The following is a 20351-nucleotide window of genomic DNA, read 5'->3' as shown; positions in this document are numbered from 1 at the left end:
AGTGATAAAATCAATGATATAAGTCTTTTTTTAGGGGAGGGTCAGCCCAATGTCGATTTTTAAACGGAAACGTCAACCGGAACAAGTAAAGCTAACGCCAGAAGCTGATAACCATGATGGCAATCATCCTAAGGTGCCACCAATCAACTATACCGAACGCACGCAGACTGAGCCGAAAGCGGCAGCGGAAACGATTCCGGCGCCAGAACCCACAGCGACGACGATTGACTGGACTCGAACGGAGACGCAATTACATGCCTTGGATCAACAGCGTGATCAGTTGGCCGAGTCCTTACGTGATGAGCTGCTGGAGGCGCGAAGTGTTGCAAAATACGACCTGCGCCAATTAACGAGGCCCAATCGGCATGAAGCGGCGCCCCAGATCGACCCTAAGCAGGTTCAAGGGCTGGAACAAAGTCTTCAAACCTTGAATGATAAGCTGAAACATTGGTATGGCACGGATAAGATGGCCAATGAGATTCATTTCGATGCGGCGCGACCATACTTATTGTTGAATAATGGGTTGATCCATCAGCCGACTGTGATTCAAAGACGCTCTTTACAGCGGCTCAAACAGTTGTTTGCGGTCCATCAAATCGTTCCCACCAATGTGACGATCGATTATGATGATTTGTTAACGCCGACTTGGGCGGCCTATCAGAAAAACGGGCTGGTTGTGCCCAAGACGAAGCTCTTCAACCTGTTTCATGATCTGCAAGACCGTGAACAAACATCTGGCCAAAAGGCGAATGAACTGACTTTCGCTCCAGGATTCAAGGTCGTTGCTGAAGATAATGATAAGAAAGTTTATGATACTCAAGGTATCTTGAACATGGTGATCGATTATCGCGAGAATGGTAATCTGTTTACGGTGCGCCATTACTTGAATAATGCATTACTCAGTCGCGATTTGTTCGATGCCGCTGGCGTGATCTCGGCGACACAATATTATGCAATCGATGACGCACAGAAAGTAATCCGCGAGAATTTCTACCGGACCGATGGCTCGTTGGCGATTTCGAAGAGCTATCTCAGCGGCGAGCCCTATATTCAAATTTTCGGACCGACGAATGTGTTGATGGCGATTTTCGATAGTGATTTGGATCTGATTGAATGGTGGTTCGAAAATCATGTGCTCCAGCCCAATAGTGTGGTCATTGTTTCAATTGATAGTGTTCTCTATGACACTTTGATCGCCGCCCAGGATCAAGGGCTAGAGGTCATTCCGTTGATCAGCGAATTGGATCCGCAATCGCCGCGATTGCGCGATTTAGCAGCGCACAAGCATGGAATCGAGAGCATTCTGGTTGCCGAACCATCAATCAAGCAATACTTGGAGCAACGCACGGAAATCGATTTGGACATTACCGTGATATCACCATTGGCATCGGCGTCGGACCAGCCAACTGAGACCAAAACACCTAAATCGGCGCAAGCACCGGCATCTGATGACCCGACAGCAGCAGCGCCAGATCAGGCAGCAGTGTCGAACAAAGCCACTTCAGCGGCCGGTCAAGTGGTTGACCATGGCTCGGTTGATCGTCCAGACCAACCATAGCGGCGCAATGACCGATCAGGTTTCGCCCGCTTGTAAGTAGGGCAGATGAACAACAGCTCGCGGGATGAACTATTCTTCCGGGAGTTGTTTTTTTCATTGCAAGCCAGCAGAGCAGGACGACTCTTTCAGAAAACTGTCCGCTATTTCACTTGTATTTTCTGATAAAAACCAATACAATTGGAGAGGTAGAATTCATAAGAAATGAGGCTGTCATGCAATGACAAAATTAGTATTTATCCGTCATGGTCAAAGCGAATGGAATTTAAGCAACCAGTTCACTGGTTGGGTCGACGTTGACCTTAGCGAAAAAGGTGTTGAAGAAGCAAAGAATGCTGGTCATTTGATCAAGGAAGCTGGCTTGGAATTCGATCAAGCTTACACATCTGTTTTGACACGAGCAATCAAGACTTTGCACTACGCTTTGGAAGAATCTGGACAACTCTGGATTCCTGAAACTAAGACATGGCGTTTGAACGAACGTCATTATGGCGCTTTGCAAGGCTTGAATAAGAAAGAAACCGCTGAGAAATATGGCGACGAACAAGTCCATATCTGGCGTCGTTCATACGATACTTTGCCACCATTATTGTCCGCTGACGATGAAGGCTCAGCAGCAAAGGATCGTCGTTACGCTGATTTGGATCCTCGGATCATTCCTGGCGGCGAGAACTTGAAAGTTACTTTGGAACGGGTCATTCCTTTCTGGGAAGATGAAATCGCGCCTAAATTGCTTGATGGCAAGAACGTGATCATCGCCGCTCATGGTAACTCATTACGCGCCTTGACCAAGTACATCGAGAACATTTCTGACGCTGACATCATGGACTTGGAAATGGCAACTGGCGAACCAGTTGTTTATGACTTGGACGAGAAGTTGAACATCGTTTCTAAGACTAAATTAGGTAAGTAGTCATCGCGACCTTTGCTGATAGATCACAAAAAGACGTCCATACCCGGACGTCTTTTTGTATGCGCTGATTGATCAGAAAATTGCCTTTGTCAGAATAATGGCAAAACGTTTGTGGTAGCCCTTTGATTGGTATAAAATAATTATAATTGAGTTTGCATTTTGGAACGACAATAATGAAATACTTTCGTTATTCATGGGAAAGCCAATTATAACGAGCGCTAGATAAGAAGGTTTTTGTATGACATGGTCTAATTGGCTGGTCCCACCATTTCCAACCAGCATTTTCTTTGTGTTGGGTTTTTTAATGCTTTATCAGGTCTCCTATAGCTGGATTACGACCCAGCTACACGATCATCACGTCCAAATCAACGATGATACCTTTAACACTTGGTATGGTGTTTTCTACATGCTGGTGTTTGTTTTTGCGTTGCAGTCGCTGGTTGTCGGCCAGAGTAATTCTTGGGAGTTTATGAACTTCGAGCTGATTGCGGTGACGTTTTGCGCGTATTTCTTGAATATTCGAATCCCGGTCTATTTCTTGTTTCCGATTGTGTTGGTCTATATGGCTTTCAATGGCTCCTATATTTATTGGCAATCTTGGGGGCACGCCCTGACGTTGATGACCTTTTTCTGGGTGTTGAATTTGATTCGGCGTAAGCTGGCAGATCGTCGTTACAATCTTGCGTTATACTTGGCTGTAACGGTGCCGTTCGGTGGGGCCTTATGGTTATGGATGAAATGGAAATTCACTTTATCTTGGACAACCTTCGCTCAAGAATGGTTGTATCTGACTGTTTTCGAGATTTTGCTTTATAGTTACTTGGACATGTTGTCCCGCGACAGTAAGTCAAAATTGCGTTTGGCTCGTCTCGCCAGCCATGATGCCTTGACCGGTATTGAGAATTACGAGGCTTATCGTAATGATGTCCATCGGTTGTTCGCCGAAAGCCGTGAAAAGGGTCAAGGGTTGGCGATGATGATGTTTGATATTGATCACTTTAAGCAGGTCAATGACACATATGGTCATCTGGCAGGCGATCGGGTGCTCCAGCAACTTGCGAAGACGGTGGCACGAATTGCCAATCAGGCAGACCCCACCATCAAAGTCTATCTAACTGGTGGTGAAGAATTCAATCTCCTCTTCCCCAACTACAGTTTAGCGGAGACGAACGCGATCGTTGACCAAATTTTTACGGTGATCAATCATTTACCAATCACGCTCGATGATGGCCGGCTGATCCAAGTGACCATTTCTGTGGGGGTTTCGGCGGTGGTTGCCGATGATCAAACATCGCTGGACTTTTATAATCGGGTCGATCACAATCTCTACCAATCGAAACGCGAAGGGCGCCAGCTGATCACCCGTTATTAGGCGCCGATTTTGCTTCGTCATTTTACACGGACCTTGCTGGTATTTTTCGACTGTGGTTGGTTTGAGTCAGGATGCTGAGCTTGATGGCGCGTTTAGGAATCGGACTAACCAGCCAAAATGATTGAGAAATCAAGCTGTTTCAGGTAGGATATTAATACTAATTGTTTCGATAGGAAAAATTGATTGATCGCTTTTTTCGTGTGGGCACCGATCAAAGTGACAGAGTTGAGAGGATTAAGTTATGACATGGTCTAACTGGCTAGTGCCACCATTTCCAACAAGTGTTTTTTTCGTGTTAGGGTTTCTGACACTTTTTCAGGTTTCTTATAGCTGGCTGACAACGCTACTGCACGAGCGGAAAGTGAAGCTCAGTGATGATGCTTGCAAAACTTGGTATGGCCTGCTTTATATGGTCGTCTTTGTTTTCGCGCTTCAGTCATTGGTTCGAGGGCAAAGCAATTCGTGGATGTTCATGAATTTTGAGTTGATTGCGGTGACCTTTTGCGCTTACTTTTTGAATATTCGAATTCCAATTTATTTTCTGTTTCCCAGCGTGCTGATTTTTATGGTGTTCAATGGCTCGTTTACCCATTGGCAATCATGGGGTCATGCCTTCACACTGATGGCTTTCTTCTGGATTTTGAATCTAGTTAGCGTGAAGCTTCATGCTTGGCCATACAAGGCCTTCGCTTATTTGGCGGTGACGATTCCCTTTGGTGGCTTGTTATGGCTTTGGATGAAATGGAAATTCGCGCTTTCTTTGACAACGTTCGCTCAGGAATGGCTTTACTTGACGATTTTTGATGTGTTGATGTATAGCTATACCGCGATGCTGTCGCGAGATAGTCACACGAAATCGCATTTAGCACGGCTGGCCAGTCATGACGCCTTGACCGGGATTCTGAATTATGAAACGTACCGTAATGACATCGATGTATTATTTGCCAGGAGTCAAAGTAAACAACGACCGTTGACGATGATGATGTTTGACATTGACCATTTCAAACTGGTGAATGATACCTACGGCCATGCTGCAGGGGATCAAGTGTTGCGCGCGCTGGCCCAAACGGTTACCCAAATCATTCGCGAGACCGATCCTAAGGTCAAATTCTATCGGACCGGTGGCGAGGAATTTGTGTTGCTTCTACCTGAGTATGATTTGGCCCAGTGTAATCAGCTGGCGCGGCGGATATTTGCGGCGGTTGATCAGATGACGATTAGGCTGGATTCAACTCAAATAATCAAAATCGAGATTTCCATGGGGATTTCGCGCATGAATGAAGCTGACAAGACCTCACTTGATTTCTATAATCGCGTTGATCATAACCTCTATCATTCCAAGAAGAACGGGCGTCATCAGATCACCAGCAATTAAGCGGATGTGCTTGCTTAGGTTCGGCGGGATTCGGCTGGACGTTGGCACCACCTGCGCACTCAGAGCGTGAGATCCTAATCAAAAGGCCCCCAAAGTCAGATTTTTGATCTGATTTTGGGGGCTTGTTTGTGGAATCGGCGAACTATGGCGACCACAATGCGGTGACTTCCTAAGGCAAATAAAGAAATAGGACAGCGCTGCGCCGTTCTTAGCCTGACCGCAATGTCAGCGTCGCGCGGTCAAGCTTGTGGGGGGAGTTCTGGGGCAGTTCTATTTGGATCAGGCCATAAGTGGATCAATTGCTCGAGTAGCGGCTTGACTTGGGCCCGATTTCGCTGCAAGTAGTTGGCGTAGACCGGCATCTGAGCGGCAGGATCGCTAATGGGAATTTGCACGCGGCTGTCATGCGCGGATCGTTTCTCTTGAAAAGCAGGATCGAGCGGCGACAAATTGGTACTGAAATAGGGGAAATCGGAGTAGCGGCTGATTTCCGTTAAGGCCGCTTGTTCCTTTTGATAAAGGAATTTAGCTTGGGGAATATAGTGTTGGATGATCTGGCGCCAAGGTCCAATTTCCGTCAACACGAGAAAGCTGATCCCCGTCAAATCCGCGAAGCTGACGGTGGTTTGGCTGGCTTGATACATAAATTGATTTAAATTAACGGCCAGACTTTCTGTGCCTAAATAGGTGGCGCCGATTGCATCTGGCGCACTTGCGGTCGGTGTTTTTGCAGTTGTGGGCGCCGTCTTGACCGTGGGCGCTGCCAACGCTTGATTGGAGATGATCACGGTGGCGGCATTGGCGCGCAATTGACCGACCACATCGGCTGTCACTAAAGCCCGGCTGATTTTTAGCGGCGGCAACAAGGTCTGATCTAATTGCGCCAGCAGATTCAACGGTCCGGGAATGACGGTAGCCAGCACCAGCGCTTGTTGACTGCGGTCAAAATTCTGAATCTCCGTGACCGCTTGGGCTTGGGCGCGCAACAACTTCTCCGCCAACTGCGCGGTCAAGCGACCTGTTGCGGTCAAGGTCAGACGATTGGGCTGACGGTGGAAAAGTTGTACACCTAGGTCAGCTTCTAACTTCTGCATTCCCCGGGTAATCGTGGGCTGCGTTACGTGTAAATGCGCGGCGGTTTGTGCCAAAGTGCCTGTCTGGGCGAAAACAACTAATTCTTGCAATAAATAATTATCTAAGGGCATCAAGTCAACCTCCTCAGTATACATCGACTGTATACTAGCATGAAATGTTGGTAATTTTCAAGCGGAAACTAGGGTTGTATAGTTAGACCATGCGAATGGAAAGGATGTTTTAATAATGGTTGAAATTCCCACAGTCACTTTAAATAATGGGGTCACCATGCCGCAACTGGGCTTTGGTGTTTTCCAGATTCCCGACGCCACCGAATGTGAGGCGGCGGTGACGGCAGCGTTGCAGGCGGGTTATCGCTTGCTGGACACGGCCACCGCTTATCAAAATGAAGCCGCGGTTGGTCAGGCCTTGCGCAAAAGTGGTTTGGCGCGTCAAGATGTATTCGTCACTTCCAAGTTGTGGGTTTCCGAATTCACCTACGAACGGGCCAAGCAAGGCATTGATGCGTCTTTGCAACGGTTGGGTCTAGATTATTTGGATCTTTATTTGCTCCATCAGCCTTATGGTGATGTGATCGGCGCGTGGCGGGCGTTGGAGGAGGCTTACCACGCTGGCAAGATCCGCGCGATCGGCGTTTCCAACTTTTACCCCGATCAATTGAAGAATTTGGAGTTGAGCACCACGGTCCAACCCGCGGTCAATCAAATCGAGATCAATCCCTGGTATCAGCAAACCGCTGATGTTCGTTTCAATCAGGAAGAACACGTTCGGGTCGAAGCCTGGAGTCCCTTCGCGGAAGGTAAGCAAGACATTTTCAGAAACGAAACCATCGCGCAAATCGCCCAGGCTCATGGCAAGACGACTGGTCAAGTCATCTTACGTTGGCTTTTGCAGCGGCAAATCACGGTCATTCCGAAATCGGTCCATCCGGCGCGCATGGCGGAGAATCTGGCGGTTTTCGATTTCGAATTATCTCCAGTTGAAATGGCGACCATGGCCAGCTTAGATCAACACCAAAGCCAATTCTTCGATCATCGCGATCCAGTGACCATTGAGCAAATTTTCGGCGCCAGCTTAGCGAAAATCAAATAAAGTCCAGACCGACCCGATCGTCTGACCAGCGCTAGTCGCATGAGGTTTGGCGTGAAAATTCTTCGCCTGCCTAGGTCGTGGAAACGCTCAGTAGCAAAGCCGGTTCAATGCAGCTTTTTTTAAAATTAGGAGAGTAGAGATAAATATGACAACACCAACGATTCAATTAAATGATGGCAACAAGATTCCAGCTATCGGTTTTGGGACGTTTCAAATTCCGAATGATGGCAGTACTTTCAAGGCAGTCAGTGCCGCCTTGGCCGCAGGTTACCGCCACATTGACACGGCGGTGGCTTACTTTAACGAGGCCGAAGTCGGTCAGGCCATCAAGGCTAGCGGCATTCCCCGGGACCAGATTTGGGTCACCAGCAAATTGTGGTTACAAGATTACGGTCAGGCTCCGGCGGAAAAGGCGATTGATCGCTCGCTCCAGAAGTTAGGTTTGGATTACCTTGATCTTTATTTATTGCACCAACCATATGGTGATGTACCCGGCGCATGGCGCGCGCTAGAGGCGGCTCAGCAGGCGGGCAAGATTCGCTCGATCGGCGTTTCGAATATGACGCCCAAATTGTGGCAACGATTCGTGCCTGAATTCACCACGATCCCAGCAGTCGATCAAGTTGAGTTCAACCCGTATTTCCAGCAGCAACCTTTGCGCCGCTTACTGGCTCAGCATCAGGTCAGAATTGAAGCCTGGGCGCCACTTGGTCAGGGGAACCAGGTACTTTTGAATGATCCGATCATCACGCAACTGGCCGCGAAATATGACAAGAATCCCGGTCAAATCATTTTACGCTTTGAACATCAATTAGGCGTGATCATCTTCCCGAAATCGACCCACGAAGCGCGCATCAAAAGCAATCTGGCGATCTTCGATTTTGAATTGACAGCCGCGGAAATGGGCCGCATGGCGACCTTGGATCAGGGTCATGGACGTCATGACCCTGACGCGCCCGGAGTTCAAGCACGGTTGCTAAGCGCTTTCGATGTCCACGCCGACGATTAGTTGTGGTTGATACTGCCCAGATATAACAAATAGTCATGGATATTGATTCGATATAAGTATTGGATATGATTATCGTCACCGGTTATACTAATTTTTGAGAGAAAGTATGCTAGACGATTGGATCCGTTCCGGCATCACAATCGTCAAATTTCAAAATAAGGTGGACAAGATGACGACAAAAACAATCCTAGAACGCGCGCTGGCTGGCGAACGCCTGGTCTTCAATGATCCTGAATTCGAGCAAATCGCTCAAATCGCGACGCGGACCGAAACCCGCTTAATGGCGTTCAACCAGGCGCCGACGTCCAGCGCCCGGCATCAACTTCTTGACGAAATCGTTGGTTACGCGGTACCCAGTACTAGCGAAGTGCATATCGGCTTTCGCTCAGATTTCGGTCAGCACATTTTTATTGGTGAGCATGTTTTCGTTAACCAAGGAGTGACCATGGTAGATCTGGGCGGGATCTATTTGGCCGCGGGCGTTCTGGTGGGACCGAACGTAACCTTGATTACGGTCAATCACGCTGAAGATCCTGGGCGGCGTCGGGATGTGATTCCTCAGGCGATCCATGTGGGTCAGGGGGCGTGGATCGGCGCCGGCGCGCTGATCCTGCCGGGCGTCACGATTGGCGCTCAGGCTATTATCGGCGCCGGTTCGATCGTCACCCATGATGTGCCCGCCGCCACTGTTGTCGTGGGCACACCGGCTAAGATCCTGCGCTCGATCAAGCAGGAGGTGCACTAATGGCCGGTCAAGAAAAGCCAGCATCAGTGAAACTTGCGTCAGCGCGGCACCGGAGAATAGTGGTCGTTAGTTTTCTGGTCATTTTCGCCCTTGCCGCCACTGCTGTTTTATGGTGGCAGCGATCGAGTTCAAGCCAGCCGGCAGTCAAGCAATCAGCGTCTGAACAAGCAATGTTAGCGCAGAAAAGTGGTCAGCCAGCCGGTGCGAGCATCAAGGGCCACGCTTCTACCAAGAATTCCACCAAGACCTCTACTAAGACTTCCACCAGCGCCACTCCCGCGGCAAAGGTGCCGACCAGTCAGCAAATCACTGTTTTGATTGGCGCCCAACATTTACGCGCACGTTTGAACGATCGTGCCACCGCCCAGGCCTTGACCAAGCGGTTGCCGTTGCAGCTGGATTTCCGTGATTTCAGCAGTGGCTTCCCCGAGAAAATCGCGGACTTGGCGCAACCTTTGACCACCAAAGGAACGCCGGCCGCCAGCGACCCCAAGCCGGGGGATTTAGCCTACTGGTCACCAGAACCGCGAGTGGTTTTATACTGGGGCGATGTGGGCGAATATGCCGGGATCCACGTCCTCGGTCATTTTCTTGATCGCGCTTCGGCAATCAAGACCATCAAGCAACAAAAAGGTGAGTTCTCAGCCCGAATCGTTGCTGGTTGGCAGTGAGCTGATTAGATTATTTGATGATGATAGGTAGATGCTTGGAACTGATTTGAAGCGCTGATCTCACTGTTGAGCCATACGTCTTGAGGGGTACGGCAATGCCAACGAATTTCAGAAACCTGTGCTTGATTGCAAGTGTGGTGGGTTTGGGTGGGACGCAACCGCCTCAGGACGTTTGTCGTGGCTGGAAACGTGCTCCGCGCAACTGACTTCTGTGCTTAGCTACGCAATGGCTTCGGAAGCGAAGCCCGCTTCCAAAGCCATCGCTAGGCTAATGCTCGAAGTCAACCCGTTGCGCTGCGCACTGTTTCGAACGCAGTGGGCATCGTTTGAAGCCAATCCGCAAAGTGCGCGGCTTGTCTTCAAATCGAGCCTTATTCTAAGCGATAAATCGCTAAGAATAGTCTCACCGCTGAGCCACACGTCCTGAGGCGGTTGCTAGGCAGAATCGAGCTTATCTGCAATCAAGGCGAAGGATTCGACGAGGTGCTTTTGCAAGCTAGAGGTCAAACAATCGCCCACTTTTGGGGTGGTACGGCAATGCCAACGGATTCGGATTAGGTAGTCGGACCATTTTGCGTAGGCTGAACATCTTTACTCGTTTCCGTAACAGTCCATAGGTGGAAAGCCGACCGATTCAGTTGATTCGCTGAGAACTAGGCCTGTTCATCAGACAGACTACGCTGGTGTCACCAATTTAAAGCTGGTAACCACTAACCACGGCCGTCAAATGCGCGGCTCCCCATCAATTGACCATAGCTTGCCGATTGGCGTGAGTGCTCAAACGGCTGTTATAACGTTGAGCGGCTGGAGCGGAGCGTGGTGTTGAAACGTGTTCGCCGACCCAGCTCCCTGCGCTTAGCTACGCAATTGTTCCGGAAGCAAAGTACGGCTTCCAAAACAATTGCTAGGCTAATGCTCAGGAGCTGACCGGGTCGGTTCACACTCTGGCGTTGGTGGTCTGTTTGCTTGTCGGCGGAAGGTCGGGCTGGGGGTGAGTCAGCCGCGATATTATTCTTGGCGGCTATGCCGCCTAGAATAAGGCCGAGTTTTGAGATTTTCGGTGCACTTCCGAAAAGCTCAAAATCGTGCCCGCAGCGTTCCACCACCCCCCAGTCCGACCTGGAGTCCCTACCACATCTGCCAACCACCAACGCCACGCGCAGCGCAAACCGCGGCCAACCTACTATCGCAACAGTCGACATCTCACGAGGCACAATTGATCAAATAATTGAAATTACGACTTGCCTTAGAGTGAACTCGAAGTTATATAATGAAAATGAAAAAAACAAAGTTGGAGGTTTTAGAATGAAAACAACAGTCTTTATGGAACCCGGAAAAGTAGTGCTTCAAGACAAACCAATGCCAACAATCCAGGCCGACGATGACGTGATCATTAAAGTCGTGCGCGCCTGCGTCTGTGGCTCTGATCTTTGGGCCTATCGTGGTTTTGATAAGAAAGAAGCCGGCTCACTAAATGATGGACATGAAGCCATCGGAATCGTCAGCGCGGTTGGCGCCGCGATCACCACGGTCAAACCTGGGGATTTCGTCATCGCGCCATTTACGCATGGATGCGGTCATTGCGCGGCTTGCTTGGCCGGCTTTGAGGGTGGCTGTCAGAATCATAGTGATAATTTCAGTTCTGGTTTTCAAGGCGAGTATGCCCGTTATCAACACGCGGAGTGGTCACTGGTCAAGATTCCTGGTCAACCTGAGGATTACAGTGAAGGCATGCTGGCCTCACTGCTGACGTTGGCAGATGTGATGGCGACGGGTTATCACGCCGCGCGGGTGGCCAATGTGCAAGCCGGTGATACCGTGGCGGTGGTTGGTGACGGCGCTGTGGGGCTCTGTGCGGTGATTGCCGCGAAGATGCGTGGCGCGAAGCGGATCATTGCCATGAGTCGGCATGAGGATCGACAGAAATTGGCGTTAGAATTCGGCGCGACGGATATTGTTCCGGAACGTGGCGATGAAGCGGTCGCTAAGGTATTAGCGTTGACCAATAATGCTGGCGCCGACGCGGTTCTGGAATGTGTCGGGACCGAATTGTCCACGGAAACCGCGATTCGAATCATCCGTCCAGGCGCCGCTGTTGGCCGAGTTGGCGTGCCGCACACGCCTAAAATTGACGTGGCCACACCATTTATGCAGAATCTAGTTTTGGCGGGCGGGCCCGCTTCGGTAACGACTTACGATAAGAGCTTGTTACTTAAAGCCGTGCTTGATGGGGAAATCAATCCTGGCAAGGTCTTCACTAAGAGCTTCCCGCTGGATCAGATCAATGAGGCTTACCAAGCCATGCAAAATCGCGAAGTCATCAAGTCGATGATAGTGGTGGCTCAGTAGACCAACTTCAGAAAAAAGCGTTAATCAGAACCTGATGATTCAGAAAGGTCACGTTACGCGCGGACAGCTTCGAGTTAAAGCTGTCCGCTTTTCTATGCTCGCGAATTAGGCGCAACGTGAAATCGGGAAATCGTTAGCTGAGCTCGCGTAACAAGAATTTTATTATGTTTTCAGTGTTTTCAAGCTATAAAATAGATCAGATAAGAGTAAAATAAGGATTATGATTTTCTTTGTTCGATTTTTCAGAAATAAATTCAATTTCTTTCAGAAAGAAGCGCTGGCTTTGTCAAGCTCGAAACGAAATACGTTGATTGTCACGTGCGCCCTATTACTCTCCAATGCCATGAGTGGACTGGATAATACAATTATTAATACAGCCTTGCCGGCAATCATTTCCGATTTGCACGGGATCGAAATGATGGGCTGGATCGTGGCGATTTTCCTATTGGGGACGGCGGTGAGTACGCCGCTTTGGAGTAAATTCGGGGAACACGTTGGCAATAAGAAGAGTTACCAATTGGCCGCGCTGTTCTTCGTGGTCGGTTCCTTGCTGGAAGGCTTGGCGCCGAATATGGCGGTCTTGATCGTGGCTCGTTTATTGGCGGGTATCGGCAACGGGGGCGTGGTTTCGTTGCCCTACATCATCTATGCCCGACTTTATCCCGAACCACGGAAACGGATGCAAGTCTTGGGCTTTGTCTCGGCTAGCTATAGCATGGCCACGATCATTGGCCCATTAGTCGGCGGCTATTTAGTCGATGCCTTGAGCTGGCACTGGGTCTTCTATATCAATGTGCCGATCGGGTTGTTATCGGCGCTGCTCGTGCAGATCTTCTATCGGATCGCGGATCGGCGTGCGGAAGTCCAGCCTGTGGATTATCGCGGCTGTACTTTGTTGGTTGTTGGCCTAGGTAGTTTATTGGCGGGGATCGAACTGGTGGGTAGCGCGAATGGCTGGCTCGTGGCCGGTCTCTTGGCTTTCGCGTTGATTTGTTTGGCAGCGCTGGTTCGCTTCGAACAAAACGCGGTCGACCCGATCATTCCCAATCGCCTTTTCAAAAATCATGTGTTGGTGCTGGATTTTATTTTATTCGCGTTGATCTGGGGCGCCTTTGTCGGCTTTCTGATTTATAGTCCCATGTGGGCGCAGGGTCTGCTGGGCACCACGGCCTTGGTCGGTGGCGCCACCCAAATCCCCGGTTCGGTGACCAATTTCATCGGCTCCGGTTCGGTGGCGACTTTTCGCAAGTGGTTCTCACCCCAAAAAGTTATTACTATCGGAATCGTGACGCTAACCATCTCATTTCTGTTGATGCTGATCTGGGGTGTGCGAACACCTTACTGGATTCTGCTGGTGGCGGCCGCGTTTGAAGGCTTCGGCAACGGTATGTGCTTCAATGAATTGCAAGTCAAGGTGCAGCAGGACGCCGAGCGACAAGATGTGCCCGTGGCGACCTCCTTCAGCTTTTTGATTCGAATGTTGAGCCAAACGTTCACCGCCTCGATCTTCGGGTTGATCATGAATGCGGCGTTGCGCCGTGGGGTCTGGCAAAGCCACGGTGCGGTCACGATGAAAATGATGAATAAACTCAGTGACGCGTCGAATTTAACCAGTTTACCAACACAATTGATCCCACAAATGCGGCAAATTCTGCATAGTGGGTTACGGAATATCATGATTTTGTCGCTAGGGTTGATGTTGCTGGCGCTAGGGTTGAATCTCTGGGTACAGCATCGCCAGCGGCAAACAATTTGAACAAACCTCAAATATGGCCTAGCAATTTTGCTAGGCTTTTTTGATAGATAAATAATTTTAAAATGTTTTAATAGCGGTTATCTAGACACAGTAAAGCCTTTCCTTATCAATGGGTCATATTATTAACGGTAAGCGCTTTATTTGTTATATAATTCAAATTGACTGGAAGAATAACTAAACGTTAGCACATTCGAAATCGGGGGGACTTTGGATGAAAGCAAAATGGGGGAAACTCGCAATGGCCTTAATGCTGGTTGGGCAAATCGCGATCACACCAATTGGGGTGGTCCGGGCCAGCGGGGCGACGGACATAACGCCGGAGACACAAGTGACGCCAGCGACTGATTCGCAGTTGCCAGTGTCGCCGACTGGATTCGGGGAACAGGAGAATCCTGTAGCGCCAATTGAAGGCGAACTGCAAGCGGATTCAACGGGAACTGAGACGGAAACAATTACTGAATCCGATTCGGGTTCGGATGCAACGAGTCAGACGAAGACTGATCCAGATGTATCAGGTGATTCTGGTGATTCGGTCGAAGCGGGCACGCATACTGACACAGACGAAACTGAAAGGTCAGATACACCAGAAAAAGATCCTCATGATTTGGGGAATATTTTGACTGCCGTTAAAGTGGTGGATCCTGATGATCAGACGACTGAGCTCAGTCAGCATGATCAGCTAACACAGGAAAGTAAGCTCCAACTGATTCTGAGCTTTACCTTGGCCGCTGGCGACCACCAGAAAGGCGATTATACCACGGTGACGATCCCGGCCTACGCCTTGAAGGTCGATAATTTCAAAAGCGGAACAATTCCGGCTAGCGGCGATAATCCAGCCTTGAATTGGACTTTGACCGCTGATCCGACTGAAGATTTGGATGCCCCAAAAACAAGCACCTTAAAAGTAACTTTAGGTGGACCGGTGCAGGCGACCAAGTGGGAATTAAAGCTGACGACAACTTTTCAACCATTGAGCGACAGCGACCCGCTGTTTTGGAGCGTGCCTTTTGAGCTGGCTGATGGAGATAGTGTTGAACTTGTGTATCATTTCAGGTCCATCGAGCACGCTGTTTTCGACCCGGTTTTTGATGGTGACAAGGAGCCGGTGCCGCTCAACCCAACTGCCTTTAGTGGCCACGTTGATTTCAATATGAACGGGAAGACCAGCGATGCGCAAACACCACCACACTGGTCTGAAGATGATGAACAAATCACGGACAATCCCGACCTTCAAGTTGATTTGAGCGCTGAGTTCGGTGACGCTGATGAGCCAGAATCCACGCCCGCTTTAGTGACTTTCGATCAGGATAAGCTCAAGGTCAGCGCCGGCCCAGTCAAAAGTTCTCATGGTTTTAGCGATGATACGTCGTTGACGCAGTTGAAGCCGGGCGAAGATTATCATGTTGTTTGGTCAGCCTCTGGGGACACGGCCAAGATTTATTTAACGAAGGGCTTGCAGGCTGGTATCGGCTATCGCGTAGCCTATCAGGCAAAGATCGACCGTGATAATAGCGCTGTCGGCTTAATGATGGGGGCCACCGTTCTAGCGAAAATTTTCTATGCGGCCACGGATCCGGCTGTTGATGCACCAAAAGCCAGCACGACATTGGTTGTCAAGAATACCGGTGTCCCGCTACGGAAAAAGGCGGTCGGGTTCGATGCGGCTCATGTGAAACTGGGCTGGCAACTACAGCTTAACTATGATGGCGCTAGTGTTTTTTCTGGCAAATATCAGCTTATTGATCGTTTTGGTTTGAAGGAGCACCCATCCGAAAATTCGGAGACCGAGGCCGTAATCAAACCAGATCCCGGTTTGAAATTAGCGGTTGATAAAGACCATCCGCTAGTCGTTCGCCGGGTGACTTTTGACGATAAAGGGACTCCAGATGAGCACACGGACCATGATTATAGCGATCTCTTTTCGGTTGAGAAGCATGTTAGTGCCACGGAGGATACCTCGGAACAATTCGAGATAGTCTTCAACAAACCGAATGCTTCGGCAACAGATCCAGTAACAAACTCAGAATCAAACCAGTCAGAAGCTTGGTCATGGCTGGCGACGGCCAGTTTCAATATCTACTACAATCTGACGGTGAGTGACTTTAGTGAGCGCACCGTGACCAATGTGGCGACCGCGACCACACCAAGTGGCAAGCAGGAAACTGCTAAGGACGATTACGTCTTCAGCATCCGCAATGGCTTGCTCTCGAAAACCGGTGGTAAAATCGATTATTTCAACGGTTTGGTCAATTGGAAGATCGAAGTGAATAAGAATAATCAAGGCATGTTAAGCCCGGTGATCTTTGACATTTTGCCAGCGGGGTTGGCCAACTTCACCACTGATCCAGCAATCCTAAAAGAAACGGACAAGCCAGATCGCTATGATTTGAACGACACCACCAGTGAGGGCACTGAGGATGGAAGTAATGACGGAATCGTGGTCTACGCGCAAAAACCTCGTGAAGACGGCCTCGGGACCTTGTTAAAGGCGGAGCAGGACTATGATCTAGAGATTGTTACCGATAAAACCACCGATGAAACCCCTGATGAAAATGGGTTGACCGAAATTATTAGGAGTTATAATGATGGCTTAAAGGCAGAAGATCAGATCTCGGCAAAGGTTCCTCGTGGTTTTGTGGTCAAACTAAAGGGCGCCTATGCGGCTGCCGATTCGACTAAGTCAGATGGCCAAACGAGCAGCGCGCCGGTTAACTATAAATATGTGATCTATGCCCGAACGGCGCTAGACCGGACCGTCCTTGGCCCTTTGACGGAGCAGGGCGACTCGGACGTGGTCAAGGATAAGTTGAAAAAAGCCTTGACAAATCAAGCTTATTTATTCTATTCCTTCCCGCCTGGCAGTATGGCAGTTGGTCGGGATCTTGACCAATCGGAACCTGAAGAAATCAAAGCCAATTATCTTAAAGGCGTTACCAAATTTGGCGCTAGTAAGACGGCGGATACACAGAGTTGGGCGATTCTGGTGAATCAGTTGCAACTGGTTTATTCTAATCTAGTGATGACGGATACCTTGCCTCTATCTGGCGAGCATTCCTTTAGATTCGTGCCTGGATCATTGAAATTCTATCAGGTGACCGATAATGACTCCTTGACCAACACGCCACTTGCTTCGCCGAATCCAGACAATCTGATTGGATCCATCAATAAAGATGGTAAGTTGGTTCCTTCAGAATCAGCATCAGAAGAAGCCAAAGCCCTCCTGCCGAATAATTTTAGTATTAACGGCGCTGGCGAATCGGTAGAAGGGTTGGAAACGGCGGCTGACAAGGACCAAGAGACCTTGACCTTGAATTTCGGAGCCTTGAACGATCGCGTTTGGGTTGTTTTTGAAACGCGCCGGGACAATCAATGGGCCTACAATATCGCGAATATCTCAAATACTGTAACGGTAACAGATGGCGACTCAGGCACACCATCACTCGGTGGGATCCCAAAGTTTACAGCTACGGCTAGTGCGAACGCTAGAAGTGCTTGGCTAGCGCTAGAAAAGACGTTCCCAACAGTAGATCAGGCGTTCTTATCCTGGCAAGATTCAATCATCAACATTTATGGCTCAGAGCGGCCAATGCGCAAACCAATCTTGACGGGAGAAATTGTCAATCCTGATAATGGGATGAAGCGTGCGCCATCGACGTTTGTGGCGGATAGTTTCAAAGCGGAATTGGTCACAGGTAATAAGCCGGGTAAGCCAATAGATCCGGATCGATATCAGGTTGAACTGACTAGCCCGACCACGTTCACAGTTAGCTTTAACGAAGACTTTGGGACTGAAAGCAATAATCAAAATTACCAAATCAAGGTGACCTATAAAACTGAGAGTCACAAAGCTGGCCGGGTTCAGGTTCGAAGTACGGTTAGTTGGTTGAATACTGAAGATAAGCGTAATTCTGATGGTGTCGATGTACTCGCGCGTCAGAGAACTACCTATGGTTCGCCAAAAATTGAATTTGGTGGTATCACCGGCGAATTTATTCAACAATACGCCGAGATCCGCGTCAAGAAGATCTCCGACTTTCGGAATCACCCAATCGCCGGGGTCACATTTGAGCTAGAGGCTTTGGATGCTGATGGGAAGACGGTCGGTGAATGGGAGCAGACCACTGATGAAAACGGTATTGCTTCTTTTGCAGGCTTACCAGTCAAGCAGAACTACCGACTGACGGAAGTTGGGGAACTGGCGGGTTATGTCAATAATTTCGAGCCAATGGGATTCTCCTTCGAACCCGAAATGGTTGATCCGGATTCCGGGGAGTATCAATTGATTACGGTGACGAACCCGACCTACCAAATGACGTTGACTAAGTATGGTAGTCGCGTTGAAATGAATCCAGATGACCCCGCTGGCGAACCATTGGCCGGTGCGACCTACGCTTTATGGGATGTGGAGCAGCGGGCGTTCTTGCGGCTGGGGATGAAGACCAACGCTCGTGGTGAAATCAAAGTGGTGATGGCAACAGAGGCCCAAGATGATCCAGACCAGGGGTTATACACCGTTCCCAATGTCACTAGCACCGATGCGACTTCCGGTCAAGAGACACTTGGGTTTGATCCGAGTCACCATTATCAATTCGTTGAAACAGCTGCACCAAAAGGCTATAAAACCGTGCCAAACCAAATCTCCGTTGGTCAGTTGATCACGGCCAATGATGTTTTACTGGGGCAGTCGGTCACGACGGTCAAGATCGACCCTGATTTTCTAGGCAATTCGCTGGTGTTTGGCTTCCAAGCCGATCCCAAAGCGCCAAATTTCACGACAAATGTTCCCGTATCCGCCTATGATCAATATCAACCGGGGACCTTGAATTTTAACAAAACGAATCAAGTCATTGCTGAAGACCAATTTCTGGATAAATTAGCGCTTACTGACGCCAAGTTTGCATTACAACGGTATGATCTTCAAGGGAATCTGGATTCAAGTCGGACCTGGCAGCCAAGCTATGATCCGGACAAAGAGAGTTGGTCCTTGGAGGCTGACGATCTTTATGAAGGGCAGTATCGTTTCCAGGAAACGAAAGCACCCCAAGGCTACGTCATTCCTGATCAGCTCAAGGAAGGGGTGGATCTGAAAATCAACGGTGGCGGTCAGGCGAATACTCTGGCTGCGATCAACGAGATTACGGATGCCACCGCCACAGAAGCAACAACCACAGCAGGTACCACCGAGGCGGCAGCCAAGTTGGCGACTGCCTCTGAGACGACAACGGCCGCCTCAATGGCTGGTGTGGTCATTGATAATGTGATCCAAGAGCCGGAGTTCCGCCGCCAAGTAGTTGTAAAGAAGTATGATGGCTCATCGCGGCGGCCACTAGCTGGCGCCAAATTCAAGCTGTACCAGACTAAGGGCAACAAGGACGGCAGTGATCGTTTGTTGAGCGCTGACCTGGATCGCAGTGATGCTCAGGGTCAGATCGTGATCCCCCTTTTACTGCCACTGGGCAACTATTATCTGACTGAGGTCAAAACGCCGGCAGGCTATCTGACCCGCACCGGCAAAATCTATTTCAGTGTCACCCAGTCCGCTAAACAACAAGAATGGACCGTTTCCAACTTGACGGCGGCCAATGCATTGACCCCAGCAGGTGAAAAAGAGACCCGTCCGGCAGATGAACGCCCAATTCAAGTTAACGTGGCTAATTATCTGCCGGGTAATCCAGCGACGACCTCATTGATCGTCCACAAAATCGACGAAACTTCTGGGTTCCCACTAGCCGGCGCCGTCTTTACGTTAGCCGATCAGCTAGGGGTCACTTGGACTATCACCACGGATGACCATGGGAATGTCGTTTTTGACGATCTGCCATTGGGTAAGTATCAATTAACCGAGAACCAAGCACCTGCAGGTTATTTGATCAGTAGTCGCTATCAAACCGGGACCACAATCGAGCTGACGTCAACGACAACTAAACGGTTGATTGTTGGCAACCAACGCGATCCCAAGCAGCCGATCGCGCCAACCGATCCGCAGCAGCCAACGAACCCGGATGGCGACCAAGGCGGTACCACCACGGATCCGACCTTACCGAGTACGAATTTACCTGGGGCGAATGGCGGCGCGGATTTGAAACCAACCGCGCAACAACCGGCAACGCTGCCACAAGCCGATGAACGACCGACAAACTTGTTGTCATTGATCGCTGGGATCATTGGCCTAACCTGTTTCACCATGAGTTTACTGTTTCGGAAGCAAGAACAAGCATAGCACAGAACATGACGATGCTTGATTGATCAGTCAATCGGGTCAAAGTCCGATTCCTCCTCAGCTGATCGCAAATCGTCAAAAAACGCCAAACCTCATTTTCTAGCCAGATGCTAGAAAGTGAGGTCGGCGTTTTTTGCTGGTGCTGGAGGTATTGCTTATGGGTGGTGGGTGTACCACTGCGACTAGCGCCACTGGGACT

At 49.5% G+C, this 20351-nt stretch carries 14 protein-coding genes; 12 read left to right on the top strand and 2 right to left on the bottom strand.

What is annotated here, in order from left to right:
- The first annotated feature begins 49 nt into the window (after positions 1 to 49).
- The 4 genes from ACYVSB_RS09245 to ACYVSB_RS09230 all read left to right on the top strand — a co-directional run bounded on the left by ACYVSB_RS09245 (position 50) and on the right by ACYVSB_RS09230 (position 5215).
- Entirely contained in the window at positions 50 to 1558 is a 1509-nt protein-coding gene (locus ACYVSB_RS09245) for a hypothetical protein (protein WP_461219197.1), read from the top strand.
- Positions 1559 to 1775: 217 nt separating this feature from the next.
- Entirely contained in the window at positions 1776 to 2468 is a 693-nt protein-coding gene (locus ACYVSB_RS09240) for a 2,3-diphosphoglycerate-dependent phosphoglycerate mutase (protein WP_125600617.1), read from the top strand.
- Between the two features lie 238 nt (positions 2469 to 2706).
- Positions 2707 to 3840 (top strand): GGDEF domain-containing protein, encoded by a 1134-nt coding sequence (locus ACYVSB_RS09235; RefSeq protein WP_461219196.1) that lies wholly within the window; start codon positions 2707 to 2709, stop codon positions 3838 to 3840.
- A 361-nt stretch (positions 3841 to 4201) separates the two neighbouring features.
- A complete protein-coding gene (locus ACYVSB_RS09230; protein ID WP_461219195.1) occupies positions 4202 to 5215 on the top strand; it encodes a GGDEF domain-containing protein in 1014 nt (337 codons plus the stop codon).
- Positions 5216 to 5454: 239 nt separating this feature from the next.
- On the opposite strand, the gene ACYVSB_RS09225 is transcribed toward ACYVSB_RS09230, so the two are convergent.
- Positions 5455 to 6420, bottom strand: coding sequence for a LysR family transcriptional regulator (locus ACYVSB_RS09225; RefSeq protein WP_125600608.1), 966 nt, complete (start codon positions 6418 to 6420; stop codon positions 5455 to 5457).
- 115 nt (positions 6421 to 6535) lie between these two features.
- Between ACYVSB_RS09225 and ACYVSB_RS09220 the strand changes: the two genes are divergently transcribed.
- The 4 genes from ACYVSB_RS09220 to ACYVSB_RS09205 all read left to right on the top strand — a co-directional run bounded on the left by ACYVSB_RS09220 (position 6536) and on the right by ACYVSB_RS09205 (position 9827).
- Positions 6536 to 7402, top strand: coding sequence for an aldo/keto reductase (locus ACYVSB_RS09220; protein WP_461219194.1), 867 nt, complete (start codon positions 6536 to 6538; stop codon positions 7400 to 7402).
- A 145-nt stretch (positions 7403 to 7547) separates the two neighbouring features.
- On the top strand, positions 7548 to 8411 hold the full coding sequence (locus ACYVSB_RS09215; protein WP_125600603.1) for an aldo/keto reductase: 864 nt from the start codon (positions 7548 to 7550) through the stop codon (positions 8409 to 8411).
- 169 nt (positions 8412 to 8580) lie between these two features.
- Entirely contained in the window at positions 8581 to 9156 is a 576-nt protein-coding gene (locus tag ACYVSB_RS09210; protein ID WP_125600600.1) for an LbetaH domain-containing protein, read from the top strand.
- On the top strand, positions 9156 to 9827 hold the full coding sequence (locus tag ACYVSB_RS09205; RefSeq protein ID WP_125600597.1) for a cyclophilin-like fold protein: 672 nt from the start codon (positions 9156 to 9158) through the stop codon (positions 9825 to 9827). The genes ACYVSB_RS09210 and ACYVSB_RS09205 overlap by 1 nt, the downstream gene beginning before the upstream one ends.
- A gap of 219 nt (positions 9828 to 10046) precedes the next feature.
- On the opposite strand, the gene ACYVSB_RS09200 is transcribed toward ACYVSB_RS09205, so the two are convergent.
- Entirely contained in the window at positions 10047 to 10247 is a 201-nt protein-coding gene (locus ACYVSB_RS09200; protein WP_125600594.1) for a hypothetical protein, read from the bottom strand.
- A gap of 12 nt (positions 10248 to 10259) precedes the next feature.
- Between ACYVSB_RS09200 and ACYVSB_RS09195 the strand changes: the two genes are divergently transcribed.
- From ACYVSB_RS09195 to ACYVSB_RS09180, 4 genes are all read left to right on the top strand, one after another.
- Positions 10260 to 10385, top strand: a complete 126-nt coding sequence (locus ACYVSB_RS09195) for a hypothetical protein (RefSeq protein WP_263853246.1) — start codon at positions 10260 to 10262, stop codon at positions 10383 to 10385.
- Between the two features lie 747 nt (positions 10386 to 11132).
- The gene (locus ACYVSB_RS09190) at positions 11133 to 12176 is read left to right on the top strand and encodes a zinc-dependent alcohol dehydrogenase family protein (protein ID WP_125600591.1); all 1044 of its coding nucleotides are present in this window, start codon (positions 11133 to 11135) and stop codon (positions 12174 to 12176) included.
- Positions 12177 to 12396: 220 nt separating this feature from the next.
- Positions 12397 to 13932: an MFS transporter gene (locus ACYVSB_RS09185; protein WP_125600588.1), complete on the top strand. Its 1536-nt coding sequence runs from the start codon at positions 12397 to 12399 to the stop codon at positions 13930 to 13932.
- A 211-nt stretch (positions 13933 to 14143) separates the two neighbouring features.
- On the top strand, positions 14144 to 20152 hold the full coding sequence (locus ACYVSB_RS09180; RefSeq protein ID WP_461219193.1) for an MSCRAMM family protein: 6009 nt from the start codon (positions 14144 to 14146) through the stop codon (positions 20150 to 20152).
- Positions 20153 to 20351 lie beyond the last annotated feature (199 nt).

This window comes from Lapidilactobacillus salsurivasis (assembly GCF_054785215.1).
Note: the sequence above shows the minus strand (reverse complement) of the source record. Positions and strands in the feature narration are given on the sequence as shown.

Excerpts from the sequence above, each read along its gene's own strand:
- ACYVSB_RS09210 (WP_125600600.1), top strand. The coding sequence starts at position 8,581 with ATGACGACAAAAACAATCCTAGAACGCGCGCTGGCTGGCGAACGCCTG.
- ACYVSB_RS09190 (WP_125600591.1), top strand. The coding sequence starts at position 11,133 with ATGAAAACAACAGTCTTTATGGAACCCGGAAAAGTAGTGCTTCAAGAC.
- ACYVSB_RS09225 (WP_125600608.1), bottom strand. The coding sequence starts at position 6,420 with ATGCCCTTAGATAATTATTTATTGCAAGAATTAGTTGTTTTCGCCCAG.
- ACYVSB_RS09185 (WP_125600588.1), top strand. The coding sequence starts at position 12,397 with ATGATTTTCTTTGTTCGATTTTTCAGAAATAAATTCAATTTCTTTCAG.
- ACYVSB_RS09235 (WP_461219196.1), top strand. The coding sequence starts at position 2,707 with ATGACATGGTCTAATTGGCTGGTCCCACCATTTCCAACCAGCATTTTC.
- ACYVSB_RS09205 (WP_125600597.1), top strand. The coding sequence starts at position 9,156 with ATGGCCGGTCAAGAAAAGCCAGCATCAGTGAAACTTGCGTCAGCGCGG.
- ACYVSB_RS09220 (WP_461219194.1), top strand. The coding sequence starts at position 6,536 with ATGGTTGAAATTCCCACAGTCACTTTAAATAATGGGGTCACCATGCCG.
- ACYVSB_RS09215 (WP_125600603.1), top strand. The coding sequence starts at position 7,548 with ATGACAACACCAACGATTCAATTAAATGATGGCAACAAGATTCCAGCT.
- ACYVSB_RS09180 (WP_461219193.1), top strand. The coding sequence starts at position 14,144 with ATGAAAGCAAAATGGGGGAAACTCGCAATGGCCTTAATGCTGGTTGGG.
- ACYVSB_RS09240 (WP_125600617.1), top strand. The coding sequence starts at position 1,776 with ATGACAAAATTAGTATTTATCCGTCATGGTCAAAGCGAATGGAATTTA.
- ACYVSB_RS09245 (WP_461219197.1), top strand. The coding sequence starts at position 50 with ATGTCGATTTTTAAACGGAAACGTCAACCGGAACAAGTAAAGCTAACG.